Source organism: Kaistia sp. SLG-1, assembly GCF_059699055.1.
This window is the reverse complement of sequence record NZ_AP048544.1, coordinates 624,244-641,431: the sequence shown is the minus strand read 5'-3', so window position 1 is coordinate 641,431 and position 17,188 is coordinate 624,244. Positions and strand designations below refer to the sequence as shown.

The window sequence follows — 17,188 nt, the reverse complement described above, 5'->3', positions numbered from 1 at the left end:
CCGCATTTCGATGCGGCAGAGGCAGACATGATACTTATTGAAAGCACGCTCGGTAACGTTCGGGATCCCCAGTGGGTCGCCGCTCTCGAGGGAGCGACGATCGACTGGCTCGAACTGGACCAGTGGGAAGCGCAGAAGAGCCGGCTCCGCAAGGCGACGCTCGGCGAAGTCGAGCTGGCTCTTTCGCTCGACCGCAATTCGCACCTGCATGATGGCGACGTCCTGATCTGGGACGAAGCGAAGCGCGCGGCCGTCGTCGCGCGCATCACGCTGCGCGAAGTGATGATCATCGACCTCCAGGAAGTCGTCGGTGAGCACGTCGAGAAAATGGTCCAGACCCTGTTCGAGCTCGGCCATGCGCTCGGCAACCAGCACTGGCCGGCCGTCGTCAAGGGCACCAAGGTCTATGTGCCGCTTACCGTCGACAAGAAGGTCATGAACTCGGTCATGAAGACGCACGCCCTGCCCGGCGTTCGTCATGAATTCATGCCCGGCTCGGACGTGATCCCCTATCTGGCGCCGCATGAGTCGCGCCGGCTGTTCGGTGGCGCGAGCGACACGCCGCATTCGCATCACCACGCGTCGAAGGACAGCCATGGCCATGACCACTCGCATGGTCATTCCCATGGCCATTCGCACGACCATGACCACTGAGGCCGAATCCGGCCGGTCCCTGTCGGAGCTCCTCTATCTGCTTCAGTTCGCCGACTCGGCCCTTCCTGTCGGCGGTTTCTCGTTCTCCAACGGACTGGAAACCGCCATTCAGGAGGGGATCGTCGACGGCCCGGCCACCTTGCGCGCCTACACCGAGACAGCGATGTGGCAGGCCGCCACCAGCGACGGTGTGGCGGTGCTTTGCGCCCATCGGGCGGTCGAGGCCGGCGACGTCGACGAACTGCTGCGCATTGATCGGCTGACCTATCAGCGCAAGCTGAACGAGGAGACGCGCCTGATGACGGTTCGCATGGGCAAGAAGCTCTGCGAGCTGTCGTCGGGAATGATCGAGGCGGAGCTGCCGCGCGACTGGTTCCAGCGCATCAAGCGTGGCGAGACGCCCGGCACCCACCCGGTCAGCCTCGCCATCACGCTGGCCACGCTCGGCGCCAATCGGCGCGACGCGTTCGGCGTGCATCAATATGGCGTCGGCAACGGCGTGCTGAGCGCGGCGCTTCGCCTGATGCGGATCTCGTTCGTCGACACCCAGAAGATCCTGCTGGACGTCGTCGATCAGGTCGGTCCCGTCTACGACCGGGTCGCCGACGCCGAGATCGACGAGATGGCGAGCTTCGCTCCGATTGTCGACATTCTCGCGGCGGTGCACGTCAAGGGTCACGTGCGCATGTTCATGAACTAACAAGGTAGCTGGATAGCACTATGAAAAAGATCCCCCGGATTGGAATTGGTGGCCCTGTCGGTTCCGGCAAGACCGCCATCATCGAGGCGATCACGCCGGTGCTGGTGAAGCTCGGCTATCGCATCCTGGTCATCACCAACGACGTCGTGACCACGGAAGACGCCAAGCACGTGCAGCGCACGCTGCGCGGCATCCTGCTCGAGGAGCGCATCATCGGCGTCGAGACGGGCGGCTGCCCGCACACGGCCGTGCGCGAAGACCCCAGCATGAACCTCGCCGCCGTCGAGGAGATGGAAGAGAAGTTCCCCGATTCCGACCTCGTCCTGATCGAGAGCGGCGGCGACAACCTGACGCTGACCTTCAGCCCGGCGCTGGTCGACTTCTTCATCTACGTGATCGACGTCGCCGCCGGCGACAAGATCCCGCGCAAGAACGGCCCGGGCGTCAGCCATTCCGACATCCTGGTCATCAACAAGACCGATCTGGCCCCCTATGTCGGCGCCAGCCTGCAGGTCATGGACGACGATTCGCGGATGATGCGCGGCAAGAAGCCGTTCGTCTTCACGAACTGCAAGACCAATGAGGGCATCGAGGAACTGACCAACCTCATCCGTCAGAACCTCCTGTTCGAAACCACCGACAAAGCCGAGGCCTGATGTTCAGCGACGCCAAGGAACTGGGGGCCTACCAGGACGAACCCCCGCAGCTGCCGAGCGGTTCCTTCGGTAAGAACGCATTCTTGCGGCTCGGTTTCGAACCGGGTCCGCATCGAAGCGTCCTTCGCACCCTGCACCGGCGCGCGCCGCTGATCGTGCAGCAGGCCTTGTACTGGGATGAGGAGATGCCGGGCCTGCCCTGCATCTCCATCATCTCCAATGCCGGCGGCATCCTGCAGGGCGATCGCAACGTGATCGAGATCGACCTGGCGGCCGACGCGCAGGCGCATGTCACGACGCAGTCGGCCACCCGCATCCACGAGATGGACGCGAACTACGCCAGCCAGACCCAGACGCTCACCTTGGCCGAAGGGTCCTACCTGGAATACATCTCGCGGCCGATCATCCCGCAGAAGAACTCGCGCTTCATCCAGTCCACCAAGATCTCGATCGACCCGACCGCCACCCTGATCTACTCGGAGATCATGATGCCGGGCCGGAAGCACTACCGCGACGGCGAGATCTTCCAGTACAAGCTGTTCTCGTCGACGATCGAGGCGGCAAGGCCGGACGGAAACTCGCTGTTCACGGAGAAGTTCATCCTCGAGCCCGAAGTCCACGCTCTGGCGCGGATGGGAATGATGGGTGACTTCCATGTCTTCGGCAACGTCGTCGTGCTGACGCCGAAGGACAAGGCCGACGCGCTGTTCGATGCGATCACGCCGGCTTTCGACCGCGAAAACGAGATCGCCTACGGCGCCAGCCGCCTGCCCAACGACGCGGGTATCATCTTCAAGGTGCTGGCGATGGAATCCGCGCCGGTGATGGCGAAGATCCGCGAATTCTGGTCGGAGGCCCGCGAGATCGTCACGGGCCACAAGGTGCCGGAGAACTTCCTGTGGGCGTGAGCCCGCGGGCCTGAGACGACCCGCCGGCCGGGGGGCCGGCGGCAACCCGCATCAGATGTCAGGGGGCCGAAATGTCGGATGCACTCTCCACTTGGACGAACGCCGCCTCGAAGAACCCGGTCCTGCGGTTCATCGACATCAACCTGCGCGGCGCCGGCCAGGTCATCTTCCAGAACAACCCGCTGACCGGCCTGTTCTTCCTAGCCGCGATCGTCTGGGGCGCCATTGCCGGCGGCCAGATCGACATCGCCATCGGCGCGGTCGTGGCGCTTGTCATCGCGACTGTCACCGCCATCGTCCTCGAGGCCGATGAAGCCACGCTCCAACAGGGCCTGTTCGGCTTCAACGGCGTGCTCGTCGGCGCCGCCGTGCCGACCTTCCTGGCGGACGGCGCGGCCATGTGGTTCATCCTGGTCGTCGGCGCCGCCGTCTCGACCGTCGTGATGCTGGCCGTCTCAAAGGTCATGAAGACCTGGGAAACCCCCGCCCTCACCTTCCCCTTCGTGCTGACGACCTGGTTCCTCGTCCTCGGCGCCTATTCGTTCGGCCATCTGCCGATCGCCTCGATGGGGCCGCCGGCCCTGCCGCACGCCGTGGCGGCGACCGGCGCCGAGCCCGCGCTGACGGCGGTCGATCTGTTCGTCGCCTGGCTCAAGGGACCGGCGCAGGTCTTCCTGATCAACAATCCGGTCAGTGGCGTGCTGGTGCTCGTCGGCCTGCTGGTCAGCTCCCCCTTCGCGGCGCTGTTCGCGGCGCTCGGCGCCGCCGTGGCGCTGGCCGTGTCGCTGGTGCTCGGCGCCAGCCTCGGCTCGGTAACGGCCGGCCTCTATGGCTTCAGCGCCGTGCTGACGGCGGTGGCGCTCGGCGCGGTGTTCTACGCGCCGTCGCTCAGGGTCACGCTGTTCGCGCTGCTCGGGACGATCTTCACCGTCCTGGTGCAGGGGGCGCTCGACGCGGCGATCGCGCCCATCGGCATCCCGACCTTCACGGCGCCGTTCGTGTTCGTGACCTGGCTGTTCCTGCTGCCGAAGGCCGACCTGAAGCCGCATCCGCACGGCCGGATGCAGGGCGGGCTGTTCGCCAAGAAGCCGTGACGCCCGCGCTTCGCAATCCACCTGTCCGCTAACCTTCATCGGGGGATCCACGGTGCTCGCGCTCCAAATCCTTGCAGGCCTTGGGGGCGTTGCCCTGCTCGTCCTGTATTTCCGCTCCATCGTCGTCGTCGCGCTCTTGAATTCGAAGGCCGACGACTTCGTCGAGCGAGGCGCCCGCCGGGCCGCGATCGCCATCGTCCACCGCTTCATTCCCCCCGAGGCGACGCATGTCGAGATCCAGCGGCGGCAGGCCTGGGTCATGCCGCTCTTCGTCCTGATCTCGGTGGTGATCTGGTTCCTGATGGTCCAGTTCGCCTTCACCGGCATCCTCTGGAGCCTTCGGATCGAGCCGGAATTCTGGCGCGCGCTCAGCTCCAGCGGCTCGGCGCTCAGCACGCTCGGCTATCTGACGCCCAGCAATCTGATCGGCGAGTATCTGGCGGTGTTCCAGGCAGCGATCGGCCTCGCCATCGTCATGCTGCTCTTCACCTTCGTCCCGGGCTACCAGGCCTCCGTGCAGGCGCGCGAGAGCCGCGTCGGCTGGCTCTATGCCCGCACCGACGACAGCCCGAACGCCGAGCGCTATGTCACCTGGCTGCTGGCGGAGCAGCAAGGCGGCGCGATCCACCAGCGCTGGGAGGACTGGGAGGACTGGTTCCGCGCGCTGCGCGAGACGCACACGCTGGCGCCCATCCTGAGCTACGTGCCGGCGATCTACCGAGGCAAGACCTGGATCGTCTCCTCGGCGACCGTGCTCGACGCCGCCACGGCGGCGATCGCCTGCCTCGCCTCCAAGACGCCGTCGGAAGTGCGCCTCTGCCAGGCCGAAGGAATCACGACGATGCGCGTGATCGCGCACGCGCTCGGCGCCAGCGAAAAGGTTTCGAAGCCAGAGACGCTTCCCGGCACCGCCGATGATTTCAACGGCATCTACGATGCCTTCGTCAGCGCCGGCCTGCCGGTGAACCCGGACCGGGCCGCCTGCCTCCAGGCCTATTCCACCATGCGGGCGGAATACATGCCCCACCTGCACCAGATCGCCACGGCGACCCTGACGCCGGTGACGCTGCTGTCCGATACCGGCCGCAAGATCTAGCGACCGGCCCGCTCTCCTTGGCTCCCAGCGAACGGCATTCCCGTTTCGCTGGGAGGACGCCCTTACCTACCGCGCCGGCTCCATCATCCGCGTCAGCTGGTCGAGTTCGAGGTCGATCTCGCGGAACGCCGCGTCGCCGTCCTCGGCCGGCTTGCCCGGCTCCGCCACCGGCGCATGCTTCGCCGGCGCCTCGGCTCCCAGCAATTTCAGCACCGCGACGCGCGGCTCGACGGCGGCGGGATCGAGCGTGATCGCGCCGGTCCCGTTCTGCTGCGCCAGCCGGGTGATGCGGTCGCAGAGCCGCTCCGCCTCGACGACGACCGGGAACCAGGCGGCGGCCTCGCGGCTCGCCGGCGGCGGCTCGGCGATCGCCCGCTGCAGCGTCGTGCGGACGTTGGAGAGGCTGCTATAGGCCGCCATCGTCGCCATCAGCAGCGCCGACCGCGAGGCCGGAAGCTCAGCCTCGTCGGCGGGGACGGGAGCCGCGGCCGCCCGCAGATAGGCAGCTGAAGCGCTCATCGCCTTGGTGAAGGAAGCGAGGATCTGGGTGCCCGGGTCGCGCGGCCAGACCAGATAGCCGAAGACCAGCGCGATCGCCGATCCGATCAGCGTGTCGACCAGGCGCTGCGGGCCGAAATCGACGGTTGCCCCCGGCACCGTCATGTCGATCAGGATCAGCACGAGCGGCGTCAGCACCGCGCATTGCATCGCATAGCTGCGCTGGCCGGCGGCCGGGATCACGGCGCCGAGCACGCCCATGCTGGCCAGCAGCCACCAGCCCTTGGGGATGAAGGTCAGCAGGACGACGCCGATGGCGACGCCGACGATCGTGCCCAGCGAACGCTGCACGGCGCGGACGAAGACCGAGCCGAAATCCGGCTTCAGCACGATCACGACGCAGAGCGGGATCCAGTAGGACCGGGCGCCGCCGAGAATGTCCTGCACGGCGAAGGCGATGCCGAGGCAGAGCGCCAGCTGCAGCGCCGAGACGACGACGTCCTGCCCGAGCGCCAGCCGCGCCGCCAGCGCGCGCAGCCGCGTGGCGAGATCCGGGACCGGCGCGGCGGCCGCCTTGGCGCGCGCCCTGTGCGCCGGGCGCGGCGGCACGGTGTCGGGCCACAGGCTGTCGGCGAAGTTGTCGACCCTGCCGCCAAGCCCGCTCGCTTCCGGCAGGTCGGCCGGGCGCTTCGGCCGTCCGTGCCCCTTCCGCACCGCCGTCGCGATCTCGTCGAGATAATGCGCGATGCCATGCAGCTCCGTCGGCTCGACGCAGCCCGCCACGATGCCCGAGAAGACCAGGTCGGCGCTCGCCAGCACGACCGCGTGCCGGTCGGTCTCCGGCGTGCTCCCCTCGTCCGCCAACCGGGTCTGCAGCAGTCCCGAATAGGCCTTGAGCATCGCATCCGTCACGTGGCGGCGCTGCTGCTCCAGCGGGGTCGCGAGCGACGCCGCCGATTTTTCCTGGGTCGGCTGGGCGGCACTCCTGGCGAGCTGCGCCAGCGCATGGAAGAGCTGCGCCAGCGCCGCCCGCTCCGGCATGCGCCGATCAAAGGCCGCCTCGATCGCCAGCAGCAGTGCCGCATAAAGGGCGCCGGAAGCGAACAACAACGGCGGAATCCAGATCGAGCCCGACGCATGGCCGGCGGCGATGACGGCGAGAATGAGCATCTGCATGGCGCCGGTGGAGTAGGTCGCGCCATAGCCGCTGATCAGGCCGGAGACCAGGCCGAGCCCGATCAGCAGCATCAGCGTCAGCGGCCCGTGCCCGGCCACCAGCGCGCCCAGCACGAACCCCGCCATGGCGATCGGCACGATGATCAGGAAGCTGCGGAAGCGGGCCCGGTAGGGATCGGACCGCACCTTGACCGAGTTCAGCAGCGCGCCGAGGGCGACGAGGAGCGACGCCTCCAGCTGGCCGACGAGCAGGCCGATCGCCAGCGGCACCGTCACCGCCAGCGCGGTGCGGATGGAATGACGCCAGGGCCAGGCCGACTTGGGATTGAGGCGGGTCAGGTTCACGAGCCATCCGGCCGGCTTATGCGTCAATGGTCTCAGTCCCCGTCCAACCGCCGCGCGACCGCGCGCCGGCCGCCATGCTGCAATCCACAGTCCCTTCAAATAGTTGGAAACGGCCGGCTGAATCAACCGCAGGTCGATCTCCGGCCATTTCGTCGCGCCGGGATAAGCGACGGCGCTGCGGCGATCGTGGACCGACAGACGTGGACGGCGCGCCGCGCCTGTTGAGCCCGGCGGACGGGGCTGGTAGGACGGCGCATCCGCTGCCGCCGTCCAGCGGCCATCGAGGAAGCCGCCCTGTCCCGCGCCGACGAACTGAAAGCAGCCCTGATCGCCGAAGGCATCGATACGGCCATCGCGGAAGCGATCGCCGCCGCGGCGGCCGAGCTGCCGCCGCCCCGGGTCAGCACGCCGGAAGAAGTCGCCGCCCGCCGCGCCGAGCGCCTCGAACGGATCGCCCGCGAGAAGGCCGACGGCACCCGCCGCGCCGACGGTTCGAAGATCCAGCCGGACTGATCGCCCGCGCCTCGGCGCCGGCACCCTTCTGAAATCCCTCTGAATTCCCTGTCGCTGCGCCATCCCGGCGCTCGCCTTGGCTCGAGCCGATCCCGGCTGTCCGCCGGCGGCTTCCAGGCGCACCAACCGTTCGCCGGGATCGCGAAGCAACGGCGTCCAGGCCGCGACACATGCCGTCGCGGCTTGACACGCTTTTTCGTCACTCCTAGTCTAATTTACTGAATAAATCAGGAATTCACTAGATGAATTCTTCATCCGAAGATCGTTATGCTATCCGCTCCGTCGACCGGGCCCTCGACATCATCGAGTGCGTTGCCGGCCAGAATGGCGCGCTCACCGTCGACCAGATCACCGAGGCGACCGGCCTGCCGAAAAGCACCGTCTTTCGCGTGCTGGCGACGCTGACGGCGCGCCAGTTCGTCGATCGCGATCCCCGCACGCAGACCTATCGCCTCGGCACGCTGGCCCTCGTCGTCGGCGCCCGCGCGCTCGGCGATCTCGATATCCGCCGCGTCGCGCGCCGGCACATCGAGCAGCTGATGGCCGAGAGCGGCGAGACGGTGCATCTCGCCGTGCTCAGCCAGGCGAGCGCGCTCTGCATCGACAAGATCGACAGCACCCGCTCGGTGCGCATGTCGTCCTTCGTCGGCTTCCGCGATCCGCTCCATTGCAGCGGCGTCGGCAAGGCGCTGCTCGCCTTCCAGGATGACGCGGCGCAGCAGGCGCTTATCGCCGGCATGACGCTCGAGCCGCGCACGCCGCACACGATCACCGACCGCGCCGCGCTCGCCGAGCAGCTGCGCCGGATCCGGGAAAACGGCTTCGCCACCGATGTCGAGGAGATCGAGGAAGGGCTCTGCTGCATCGCCGCCCCGATCCGCGATCACTCCGGCAAGGCGATCGCCGGCGTCAGCATCTCGGGCCCGACCACGCGGGTCCACGCCGACACCTTCGCCACCCTCATTCCGCTCGTCAAAGCCTGCGCCGACTGGATCTCGCGCGATCTGGGCTTCCAGGGAGAGAAGACATGATCATCGACGTCCACTCGCATACGCCGCAGTTTCGCGGCGCGATTCCCGCCGAGCTGCGCCGGACCAATCCGAAATGGCGGCCCGATCGCGCGGTCGAATCCGTCTACAACTGGGAAGAATTCCTGGAAGCGCAGCAGCCGGCCGACAAGTCGATCGTCTTCGGCATCGCCTGGCAGCCGAACGAGCCGACCGGCAGCGTCAACGGCCCGGGCGAACCGGGCGACGTCGCCGTCGGCGTCAACGACGCCACCTCGGCCTTCGTCCGCGCCCATCCGGACCGGCTGATCGGCTTCATGTCGGTGCATCCGCATGATCCGCGCTGCCTGGAAGAGCTGGAGCGCGGCGTCGGCGACCTCGGCCTCAGGGGCATCAAGCTCGGCGCTAACTACCAGAATTTCGACCCGTTCGAGAGCCGCGCCCTCGCCGTCTTCCGCGAGGCAGAGAAGAAGGGCCTGCCGATCCTGCTGCATATGGGCACCTCGCCCGTCCGCATGGCGCCGATCCGCTACGCCCACCCGCTCGTCATCGACGAGATCGCGGCGCGCTATCCGGACCTGAAGATCATCATGGCCCATCTCGGCCATCCCTGGACGGTCGACACGGCGGTGGTCGTGCGCAAGCACCCCAACGTCTATGCCGATCTCTCCGGCCTCTTCTACCGGCCCTACAGCTTCTACGACAGCCTGATCAAGGCGACCGAGTGGAACGTGCTCGACAAGCTGCTGTTCGCCTCCGACTACCCGATCACCACCCCGGCCGAGACCATCCACGGCCTCCGGACCGTCAACGCGATCGTCGAGGGCACGAAGTTCCCGCGCGTGCCGGAGGACAAGATCGAAGAGATCATCCATCGCGACAGCCTCGCGCTGCTCAACCTCTCCTGAAGAAGAACGGCGATCCGATGCTCGATACCAAGACGACCCGACTGACCGAACGCGCCACCGCGGTGATCCCCGGCGGCGTCAACTCTGCCAGCCGCCGCCTCGCCGTGCCGACCGCCTGGGAATGGGCCGAGGGCGCCTATATCCGCGACGTCGACGGCAAGACCTATCTCGACTACCACGCCGCCTTCGGGCCGATCGTGCTCGGCCACAACGATCCCGGCGTCAACGCCGCCGTCGTCGAAGCCTTGAAGGGCATCGACATGGTCGGCCTCGGCATCACCGAAGCCGAGGTGCGCCTCGCCGAAAAGGTGGTCGAGCACGTCCCCTCGGCCGAGATGGCGCTGACGTTTTCGACCGGCTCGGAGGCGACCTACATGGCGGTGCGGCTGGCGCGCGGCGTCACCGGAAGACAGAAGCTGATCAAGTTCCAGGGCACCTTCCACGGCTGGCACGACTACCTGCTGATGAACATCGCCAGCCCGGCGGAGAAGATCGGGCACAAGGATCCGGGCTCGGCCGGCCAGTTCGCCGACGCGATCGACAACACCATCGTCGTCCGCTTCAACGATCTCGAGGCGGTCGAACAGGCGATCGCAGCCAATCCCGGCGAGATCGCCGCCATCTTCCTCGAGGCAATCCCGCACAATATCGGCTGCGTGCTGCCGACGCTGGAGTTCGTGCGGGGCCTGCGCCGGCTCTGCGACGCGCACGGCATCGTGCTCGTCTTCGACGAGGTGATCACCGGCTTCCGCCACGGCCTCGGCGGCTATCAGGCGAAGCTCGGCGTGACGCCGGACCTGACCACCATGGCGAAGGCGATCGCCAATGGCTACCCCTGCGCCATCGTCGCGGGAAAGCGCGATCTCATGCTGCAATACAACACCGCGCCCGGCGGCAAGGTGTTCGTCGGCGGCACCTATAACGGCCATCCCGTCGGCACGGCGGCAGCCCTCGCCACCATCGCGGCGCTGGAGGACGGCACCGTGCACGAGCGCACCTTCCGGCTCGGCGAGCGCGTGCGGACGGGGCTTCAGGAAATCGCCGACCGGCTCGGCATCCCGATGCAGGTCGCCGGCTACGGCTCGGTCTTCACGCCCTATTTCATGGCCGGCGCGATCGACCGCTACGAGGACCTGCTCGCCAACGACAATGCCCGCGACGTCGCCTTCCGGGCGGGCATGGTCCAGCGCGGCATCTTCATGCTGCCGGTGCCCTTGAAGCGCAACCACATCAGCGCCGCCCATACCGAGGCGGAGATCGACCGCACGCTGGAGACGGCGGAGGAAGTGCTGAAAACCTTCGTCTGAAAGGCGCGAGGATTATTTCATGAGCAATAATATACGTTGATATTTGATAGCGGCCGCCATGGCGTGTTACACCACGTCATGGCGGGCCGGATCGACGGCCAGCAAGGTTGACGGATCAGGGCAGAGGGGCCCTTCGACGACCCGCCGACCAGCGGAATTCGAGGAGCGGGAACGACCATTCATTGCGAGCCACGGCGGCGCTTCAGGGCGCCGGCAACGCGGCCACGATCAGCTCCGGATCACGAACGACCGGGTCCCGAAAGGCGGATGACACGCCTGCGGGACCAGGGACGACGGCGGCGAGGGCCAAGGCCCGGACCCCGACAATTGTCCAAGCGGGTTCAACACCATCCACGGGAAGGGGTTTAGTATGAAATCCAAGAATGCAGCAGCAGGAGGCGGGCTCGACCGGCGCGCCTTTCTGAAGGCCAGCGGCGCCACGGCGCTGGCGGCGATCCTGGCCCCCGGCCTCGCCGGACGGGCGGAAGCGGCCTTCTCCGGCACGCTCGACATGCTGGCCTGGGACTTCCAGCCCGACACCATCAAGAAGCTCGTCGGCGAATGGACGGCCAAGGGCAATCCCGCCGTCAACGTCGCCGTCATCCCCAATCTCGGCTTCTCGCCGGCGCTGCAGACGCGCCTGCGCGGCGGCGACGCGATCGATCTCTTCTATAACTTCGCCTACAACTCGCAGAAATTCGTCGACCAGGGCTGGGCCGCCAAGCTGAACGGCCTTCCCGGCGTCGACGACATGGTCGCCGACATGTACGAGAGCGCCAGGCCCGCCTATGTCAACGCGGCCGGCGACATCATCAGCGCGCCCTATTTCTCCGCCGTGCACATGATGCACTACAACGACCGCATGCTGAAGGAAGCCGGCATCGCCGCCGCGCCGCAGACGCTGAAGGAAATCCACGACGCCTCGAAGATCCTCAAGGACAAGAAGATCGTCGAGAACCCCTATGTCGCCTACTGGGTGAAGGAATTCTGCGAGGAATACCTGCACACCTACCTGCTGAACGAGGGCATCACCGCGTTCGACGCCGCCGGCAAGCCCGTCTTCGCCGATGATCCGAAGACCGAGGGCGTCTTCGAGTGGTGGCAGACCATGTACCAGGACGGCCTGGCGCCGAAGTCGGTGCTGAACGACGATCCGGGCAAGCTGTCGAACCAGATGGCGCAGGGCGACGCCGCCTTCTTCGTGCTGCACCACTATTTCCTGTCGTCGATCCGCAGCCTGAACGGCCCGGAATCGGCCAATGTCATGCAGGGTCCGATCGGCGGTTCCAACCACACCTTCCAGATCGGCGAAGTGCTGCAGCTCGGCCAGATCGCCGACGAGGAACGCCGCAACGCCGCCTGGGACCTGATGAAGTTCTATGGCTGGAAGGATTCGGCCGGCAAGTTCACGGTCTTCAACCAGTGGGCCAAGGCCGCCGGCCTCGCCGCGCCCTATCCGGGCTTCTTCACCGATCCGGACGTCATCGCCGCCTTCCCGGACTATTTCGACCTGCCGATGATCTCGAAGACCTTCGAGACCGGCTCCAAGGTCGTGCCGGCCCGCACGCTCCCCTGGTATCCGGACTTCCAGGCCAAGGTCGGCGACGTCGTGCACGCCCTGTTGCTCGGCCAGGCGACCCCGAAGAAGACGGTCGAGGACCTGACGGCGGCGGCGAACTCCGCCCAGAAGGGCCGCAGCCTCTAAGGCTTCCGCGCCTCCCCTCTCGCCTCGGCGGGAGGGGAACCGAAACGCGGAACGGAGGACGGGATCGGCCGGCAGGCCCGCTCCCGCCCCCGTCAAAATCCCCTGATATTGCCCGAAGGAAGCGACCTTGGCGGCCTCCCCCATTTCCAGCGGCGCCCTGACGCGCGGCGACAGGCTGTTCGGTTTGAAGCTGACGGCGCCGGCCGGGATCATCCTCGCCGCGCTGCTCCTGGTGCCGACCGTCCTCACCGTCCTCTACAGCCTGCACGACGTGCCGGCCAACGGCCGCAGCCTCGGCCCGTTCGTCGGGCTGGAGAATTACACCATCGTGCTCGGCAGCCAGGTGTTCTGGCGCTCGGCCTGGGTCACCTTCGTCTTCTCGCTCGGCTTCGTCGTGTTCTCGACGCTGATCGGGCTCGCGATCGCGCTGCTGCTCAACCAGCGCTTCATCGGCCGCGGCCTCGCCCGCGCGCTGCTGATCATTCCGTGGGCGACGCCCTGGCTCGTCATCGGCATCCTGTGGAAGTGGTTCGCCGACGGCAGCGTCGGCGGCCTCAACGCCGTGCTGCTGATGCTCGGCGCTACCACCGAATATTACGACTTCCTCGCCGACCCCAACTCCGCGCTCGTGATCACCATCGTCGCGGCGGTGTGGCGGCAGGCGAGCTTCGCCGGCATCCTGCTGCTCGCCGGCCTGCAGACGCTCCCCGACGATCTGAACGAGGCCGCCTCGCTCGACGGCGCCGGCGTCTTTCAGCGCTTCCGCAACATCACCCTGCCCTGGCTCAAGCCCGCGCTGGTCACCGTCACGGTGCTCAACGTCATCTACGCCTTCCTGCAGTTCGACGTGATCTTCGCCATGACCCAGGGCGGGCCCGGCGACGCGACGCAGGTGCTGTCGATCCTGATCTATCGCCAGCTCTTCGGCGTCACCCAGATCGGCCTCGGCTCGGCGCTCGCCGTCATCCTCGGCTTCGTCGCGCTCGCCGGCGGCCTCCTCACCGTCAAGCTGCTCTATCGTGCGGAAAGGCAACCGGCATGAGCGACATCGCCCTCTCCCGCGCGCCGCGCCGCCGCGGCAAGGCCGCCACCGCCGCCGGCCTGCAGCGCAGCACCACCGCGACGGTCATCCTCTATCTCTGCGTCGCCGTCTTCGCCGTCTGGATCCTGCTGCCGGTCTGGTATCTCGTCGTCTCCAGCCTGATCACGCCCACCCAGCTCGGCGTGAAGCCGTTCCCGATGGTGCCGTCCAGCATCACCTTCGACAACTACCTGTCGGTGCTGACCGGCGCGACCGGCTCGACCGGCTTCGGCAGCACCGACATGGGCTCGCGCCTGCTGCCGGCGATCGGCCAGAGCTTCTTCGTCTCGTCCGTGCTGGTGGTCCTGAACCTCGTCATCGCCGGCATCGCCGCCTATGGCCTGTCGCGCTATCCGTTCTCCGGCTCGCGCCTGTTCGAGCTCTCGATCATCGTCTCGCGCGTCGTGCCGGCGATCGCCATCATCGGCCCGTTCTTCGTCGCCTTCCGCGTCGTCGGCATCCTGAACACGCCCTGGGCGCTGATCATCAGCTACAACGTGTTCACGCTGCCGCTCGCGATCATGATCCTGAAGAACTATTTCGATCAGATGCCGCGCGAGATCGAGGAGGCGGCCAAGATCGACGGCGCCTCGCGGCTCCAGACGCTCTGGATCATCATCGTGCCGATCGCCCGCCCCGGCCTCGTCGCCGCCGGCGTGCTGATCTTCCTCGAATCCTGGAGCGAGTTCTTCTATTCGCTCGTGCTCACCAACCAGCTGACCGTGCCGCCGCTCCTCGCCGGCTTCCAGTCGGTGCAGCAGTTCAACTGGAACTCGCTCGCCGCCGCCACCGTCATGTCGATGATCCCGCCCGTCGTGCTGGTCGTCATCTTCCAGCGCCACGTCGTCGGCGCGCTGACCGCCGGAGCCGTGAAATGACGAAGCCCATCCGCGCAGGCGTCATCAGCGCCGGCGCCTGGTCGCAGTCGAGCCATCTGCCGACGCTCGCCGCCCACCCGGACGTCGATCTCGTCGCCCTGTCGAGCCCGAATGGTGAGATGGCAAAGAGCCTCGCCGCCGAATTCGACGTGCCGCTCGCCTTCACCGACTGGCACGACGTGCTGGCGGAGAAGCCCGACATCGTCGTCGTCTCCAGCCCGCCGGTGGCGCATGAGGAGCAGGTGATATCAGCTCTCGAAGCCGGCGCGCATGTGCTGGTCGAGAAGCCTTTCGCGCTCGAGGCCGGCGCCGCGCGGCGCATGCGTGATACGGCAACGCGCGTCGGCCGCGTGCTGCTGGTCGGCTTCGGCTGGCCGGCGGCGCCCTGCTTCGCGCTGTCGAAAAAGCTGATCGACGCCGGCGAGATCGGCGCGGTCGAGCAGATGACCATGCATCTCGCCGTCAACACGCGGGCGCTGCTGATGGGCGGCACGGATGGCGGCTGGGGCGGCGCCGGCAATTCCGACGCCTCGACCTATACCGACCGCAAGATTTCCGGCGGCGGCTCGGCCGCCGTCTCGATGTCGCACCAGCTCGGCCTGATCGAATGGCTGGCCGGCGAGCCCATCGTCGCACTCAATGCCAGCACCTATCCGGCCGGCCGCGAGATCGATTTGCACGCGACCGTCAACGCGGAGTTTGCCGGCGGCGGCTCGGCGGCGATCAGCAGCGCCTCGACGCATCCCTATCTGGCCCGGCCGCAATGGCACATGGCGCTCTACGGCTCGAAGGGGCAGATATGGCTCGATTCCGTCGCCGACCATGTCCGCCTGGTCAGGGCGAACGGCGACGTCGTCGAATATGGCGAGGCGGACGCTTCCGGCCTCTATGATTCCGGCGCCCCGACCAAGGCGCTGATCGCCTGCGCGCTCGGCGCACCCGCGCCCACGGGACTTACGGCACAGCTCGCGGCCCATGTGGTCGCCGTCACGGACGCCATCTATGAGAGCGCCCGCACCGGACAGAAGATACGGATCCCCACAGAATGACTACTGAGACCACGCTCTTCTCCGGCGGCATAATCGTCGACGGCCTCGGTTCTGATCCCGTGCGCGGCGACGTGCTCGTCCAAGGCGACCGCATCGTCCGCATCACCGACGGCACGGAAAAGCTCGAAGCCGATCGCACGATCGCCATCGACGGGCTGATCATCGCGCCCGGCTTCATCGACATGCACACCCATTCCGACCTGCAGGTGCTGGTCCAGCCCGACCACACCTCGAAGATCACGCAGGGGGTGACGACCGAGGTGCTCGGCCAGGACGGCTTGAGCTACGCGCCGATCGACGAGGCGACGCTGGCCGAACTCCGCGCCCAGCTGAAGGGCTGGAACGACGACCCGCCCGGCTTCGACTGGAACTGGCGCTCGGTCGCCGAATATCTGAAGCGGCTCGACGGCAACACCGCCGTCAACACCGCCTATCTCGTGCCGCACGGCAATCTGCGCATGCTGGTGATGGGCAACGCCCCCCGCCTCGCCACATCCGACGAGCTGGAGCAGATGAAGGCGCTGCTGCGCACCGCGCTCGAGGAAGGCGGCGTCGGCCTCTCGACCGGCCTCACCTATGTGCCGGCGATGTATTCCGACACCGACGAGCTGGTCGCGCTCTGCGAGGTCGTCGCCGAGTATGGCGGCTTCTATTGTCCGCACCACCGCAATTACGGCCTCGATGCGCTCGGCGGTTACCGGGAGTGTTTCGAGATCGCCCGCCGCTCCGGCGTCGCGCTGCATCTCGCCCACACGCACCTTTCCTTCGAGTGCAATCGCGGCAAGCTGCCGGAGCTCCTGAAGATGCTGGACGACGCCATCGCCGACGGCGTCGATCTGACCTTCGACAGCTACCCCTACCTCGCCGGCATGACGACGCTCCTCTCCCAATTGCCGAGCTGGGCGCTCGCCGGCACCGGCGAGGAACAGATGGCGCGTCTCCGCTCGCCGGAAGATCGCGCCAGGATCATCGAGGCGCTCGACGTCACCGGCTCGGACGGCCATCAGGGCCTGACCGTCGCCTGGTCGACGGTGCATGTCGTCGGCACGCCCGGCGCGCCCGAGCTCGAATGGGTGATGGAGAGCGACCTCGCCACCGCCGCCGCCAAGGCTGGCAAGAAGCCGGCCGAGTTCGCGCTCGACATTCTCGTCGCCACCGAACGCAGCGCGCCCTGCGTCTTCTTCATCGGCCATGAGGAACATGTCCGCGCGCTGATGCAGCGCGACGAGCACACCGTCGGCAGCGACGGCATCCTGGTCGGCGACCGGCCGCATCCGCGCTCCTGGGGCACCTTCCCGCGCATGCTGGAAACCTATGTGCGCGAGGAAAAGGTGCTGACTTTAGCCGAATGCGTGCGCCACATGACCAGCACGGCGGCGAACCGCCTGCGCCAGCCCGATCGCGGCCGCATCGCCGAGGGCGCCAAGGCCGATCTCGTCGTCTTCGACCACATGACGGTCAAGGCGCACGCCACCTACGAGGTGCCGCGCCAGGCCGCCTCCGGCATCTTCCACGTCATGGTGAACGGCGAGCTGGCGCTGGAGGACGGCGTCATGACCGGCAGCCGCGCCGGCTGCGTCATCCGCATGCCGTCCTGATCGAAACTCCACAGG

At 67.2% G+C, this 17,188-nt stretch carries 15 protein-coding genes; 14 read left to right on the top strand and 1 reads right to left on the bottom strand.

The features are described from left to right. The first annotated feature begins 27 nt into the window (after positions 1 to 27). The 6 genes from AC6HZP_RS02885 (at position 28) to AC6HZP_RS02860 (ending at position 5,108) form a co-directional block, all read left to right on the top strand. A complete protein-coding gene (locus AC6HZP_RS02885) occupies positions 28 to 654 on the top strand; it encodes an urease accessory protein UreE (RefSeq protein ID WP_201402145.1) in 627 nt (208 codons plus the stop codon). After that, positions 626 to 1,354 carry an urease accessory protein UreF gene (locus AC6HZP_RS02880; protein WP_201404284.1) on the top strand — a complete coding sequence of 243 codons (729 nt, stop codon included), beginning with the start codon at positions 626 to 628 and terminating at the stop codon, positions 1,352 to 1,354. The genes AC6HZP_RS02885 and AC6HZP_RS02880 overlap by 29 nt, the downstream gene beginning before the upstream one ends. Positions 1,355 to 1,374: 20 nt before the next feature. Beyond that, positions 1,375 to 2,010: an urease accessory protein UreG gene (gene ureG / locus AC6HZP_RS02875; RefSeq protein WP_201402144.1), complete on the top strand. Its 636-nt coding sequence runs from the start codon at positions 1,375 to 1,377 to the stop codon at positions 2,008 to 2,010. Next, a complete protein-coding gene (locus AC6HZP_RS02870) occupies positions 2,010 to 2,918 on the top strand; it encodes an urease accessory protein UreD (protein WP_497525317.1) in 909 nt (302 codons plus the stop codon). The genes ureG and AC6HZP_RS02870 overlap by 1 nt, the downstream gene beginning before the upstream one ends. Before the next feature lie 71 nt (positions 2,919 to 2,989). After that, entirely contained in the window at positions 2,990 to 4,012 is a 1,023-nt protein-coding gene (gene yut, locus AC6HZP_RS02865) for an urea transporter (RefSeq protein WP_497525316.1), read from the top strand. Between the two features lie 52 nt (positions 4,013 to 4,064). Then, entirely contained in the window at positions 4,065 to 5,108 is a 1,044-nt protein-coding gene (locus AC6HZP_RS02860) for a hypothetical protein (protein WP_497525315.1), read from the top strand. A 66-nt stretch (positions 5,109 to 5,174) separates the two neighbouring features. On the opposite strand, the gene AC6HZP_RS02855 is transcribed toward AC6HZP_RS02860, so the two are convergent. Continuing rightward, positions 5,175 to 7,664, bottom strand: coding sequence for an FUSC family protein (locus tag AC6HZP_RS02855; protein ID WP_497525314.1), 2,490 nt, complete (start codon positions 7,662 to 7,664; stop codon positions 5,175 to 5,177). Positions 7,665 to 7,882: 218 nt separating this feature from the next. Between AC6HZP_RS02855 and AC6HZP_RS02850 the strand changes: the two genes are divergently transcribed. From AC6HZP_RS02850 to AC6HZP_RS02815, 8 genes are all read left to right on the top strand, one after another. Beyond that, complete coding sequence (locus AC6HZP_RS02850) at positions 7,883 to 8,671, top strand: IclR family transcriptional regulator (protein ID WP_497525313.1); 789 nt, start codon at positions 7,883 to 7,885, stop codon at positions 8,669 to 8,671. Further along, positions 8,668 to 9,555, top strand: a complete 888-nt coding sequence (locus AC6HZP_RS02845; RefSeq protein WP_497525312.1) for an amidohydrolase family protein — start codon at positions 8,668 to 8,670, stop codon at positions 9,553 to 9,555. Before AC6HZP_RS02850 ends, AC6HZP_RS02845 begins: the two co-directional genes overlap by 4 nt. Before the next feature lie 17 nt (positions 9,556 to 9,572). Beyond that, positions 9,573 to 10,862 carry an aspartate aminotransferase family protein gene (locus tag AC6HZP_RS02840; protein ID WP_497525311.1) on the top strand — a complete coding sequence of 430 codons (1,290 nt, stop codon included), beginning with the start codon at positions 9,573 to 9,575 and terminating at the stop codon, positions 10,860 to 10,862. A 370-nt stretch (positions 10,863 to 11,232) separates the two neighbouring features. Beyond that, positions 11,233 to 12,567 carry an ABC transporter substrate-binding protein gene (locus AC6HZP_RS02835; RefSeq protein WP_497525310.1) on the top strand — a complete coding sequence of 445 codons (1,335 nt, stop codon included), beginning with the start codon at positions 11,233 to 11,235 and terminating at the stop codon, positions 12,565 to 12,567. Positions 12,568 to 12,694: 127 nt separating this feature from the next. Next, on the top strand, positions 12,695 to 13,609 hold the full coding sequence (locus AC6HZP_RS02830) for a carbohydrate ABC transporter permease (protein WP_244669757.1): 915 nt from the start codon (positions 12,695 to 12,697) through the stop codon (positions 13,607 to 13,609). Beyond that, positions 13,606 to 14,526, top strand: coding sequence for a carbohydrate ABC transporter permease (locus AC6HZP_RS02825; protein ID WP_497525309.1), 921 nt, complete (start codon positions 13,606 to 13,608; stop codon positions 14,524 to 14,526). Before AC6HZP_RS02830 ends, AC6HZP_RS02825 begins: the two co-directional genes overlap by 4 nt. Further along, positions 14,523 to 15,575: a Gfo/Idh/MocA family protein gene (locus AC6HZP_RS02820; RefSeq protein ID WP_497525308.1), complete on the top strand. Its 1,053-nt coding sequence runs from the start codon at positions 14,523 to 14,525 to the stop codon at positions 15,573 to 15,575. Before AC6HZP_RS02825 ends, AC6HZP_RS02820 begins: the two co-directional genes overlap by 4 nt. Further along, a complete protein-coding gene (locus AC6HZP_RS02815) occupies positions 15,572 to 17,173 on the top strand; it encodes an N-acyl-D-amino-acid deacylase family protein (RefSeq protein ID WP_497525307.1) in 1,602 nt (533 codons plus the stop codon). Before AC6HZP_RS02820 ends, AC6HZP_RS02815 begins: the two co-directional genes overlap by 4 nt. Positions 17,174 to 17,188 lie beyond the last annotated feature (15 nt).

Bases quoted from the DNA above. Each gene is read 5' to 3' on its own strand.
- AC6HZP_RS02845 (WP_497525312.1), top strand. From the start codon at position 8,668: ATGATCATCGACGTCCACTCGCATACGCCGCAGTTTCGCGGCGCGATT.
- AC6HZP_RS02870 (WP_497525317.1), top strand. From the start codon at position 2,010: ATGTTCAGCGACGCCAAGGAACTGGGGGCCTACCAGGACGAACCCCCG.
- AC6HZP_RS02820 (WP_497525308.1), top strand. From the start codon at position 14,523: ATGACGAAGCCCATCCGCGCAGGCGTCATCAGCGCCGGCGCCTGGTCG.
- AC6HZP_RS02835 (WP_497525310.1), top strand. From the start codon at position 11,233: ATGAAATCCAAGAATGCAGCAGCAGGAGGCGGGCTCGACCGGCGCGCC.
- AC6HZP_RS02850 (WP_497525313.1), top strand. From the start codon at position 7,883: ATGAATTCTTCATCCGAAGATCGTTATGCTATCCGCTCCGTCGACCGG.
- AC6HZP_RS02840 (WP_497525311.1), top strand. From the start codon at position 9,573: ATGCTCGATACCAAGACGACCCGACTGACCGAACGCGCCACCGCGGTG.
- AC6HZP_RS02825 (WP_497525309.1), top strand. From the start codon at position 13,606: ATGAGCGACATCGCCCTCTCCCGCGCGCCGCGCCGCCGCGGCAAGGCC.
- ureG (WP_201402144.1), top strand. From the start codon at position 1,375: ATGAAAAAGATCCCCCGGATTGGAATTGGTGGCCCTGTCGGTTCCGGC.
- AC6HZP_RS02880 (WP_201404284.1), top strand. From the start codon at position 626: ATGGCCATTCGCACGACCATGACCACTGAGGCCGAATCCGGCCGGTCC.
- yut (WP_497525316.1), top strand. From the start codon at position 2,990: ATGTCGGATGCACTCTCCACTTGGACGAACGCCGCCTCGAAGAACCCG.
- AC6HZP_RS02815 (WP_497525307.1), top strand. From the start codon at position 15,572: ATGACTACTGAGACCACGCTCTTCTCCGGCGGCATAATCGTCGACGGC.
- AC6HZP_RS02885 (WP_201402145.1), top strand. From the start codon at position 28: ATGATACTTATTGAAAGCACGCTCGGTAACGTTCGGGATCCCCAGTGG.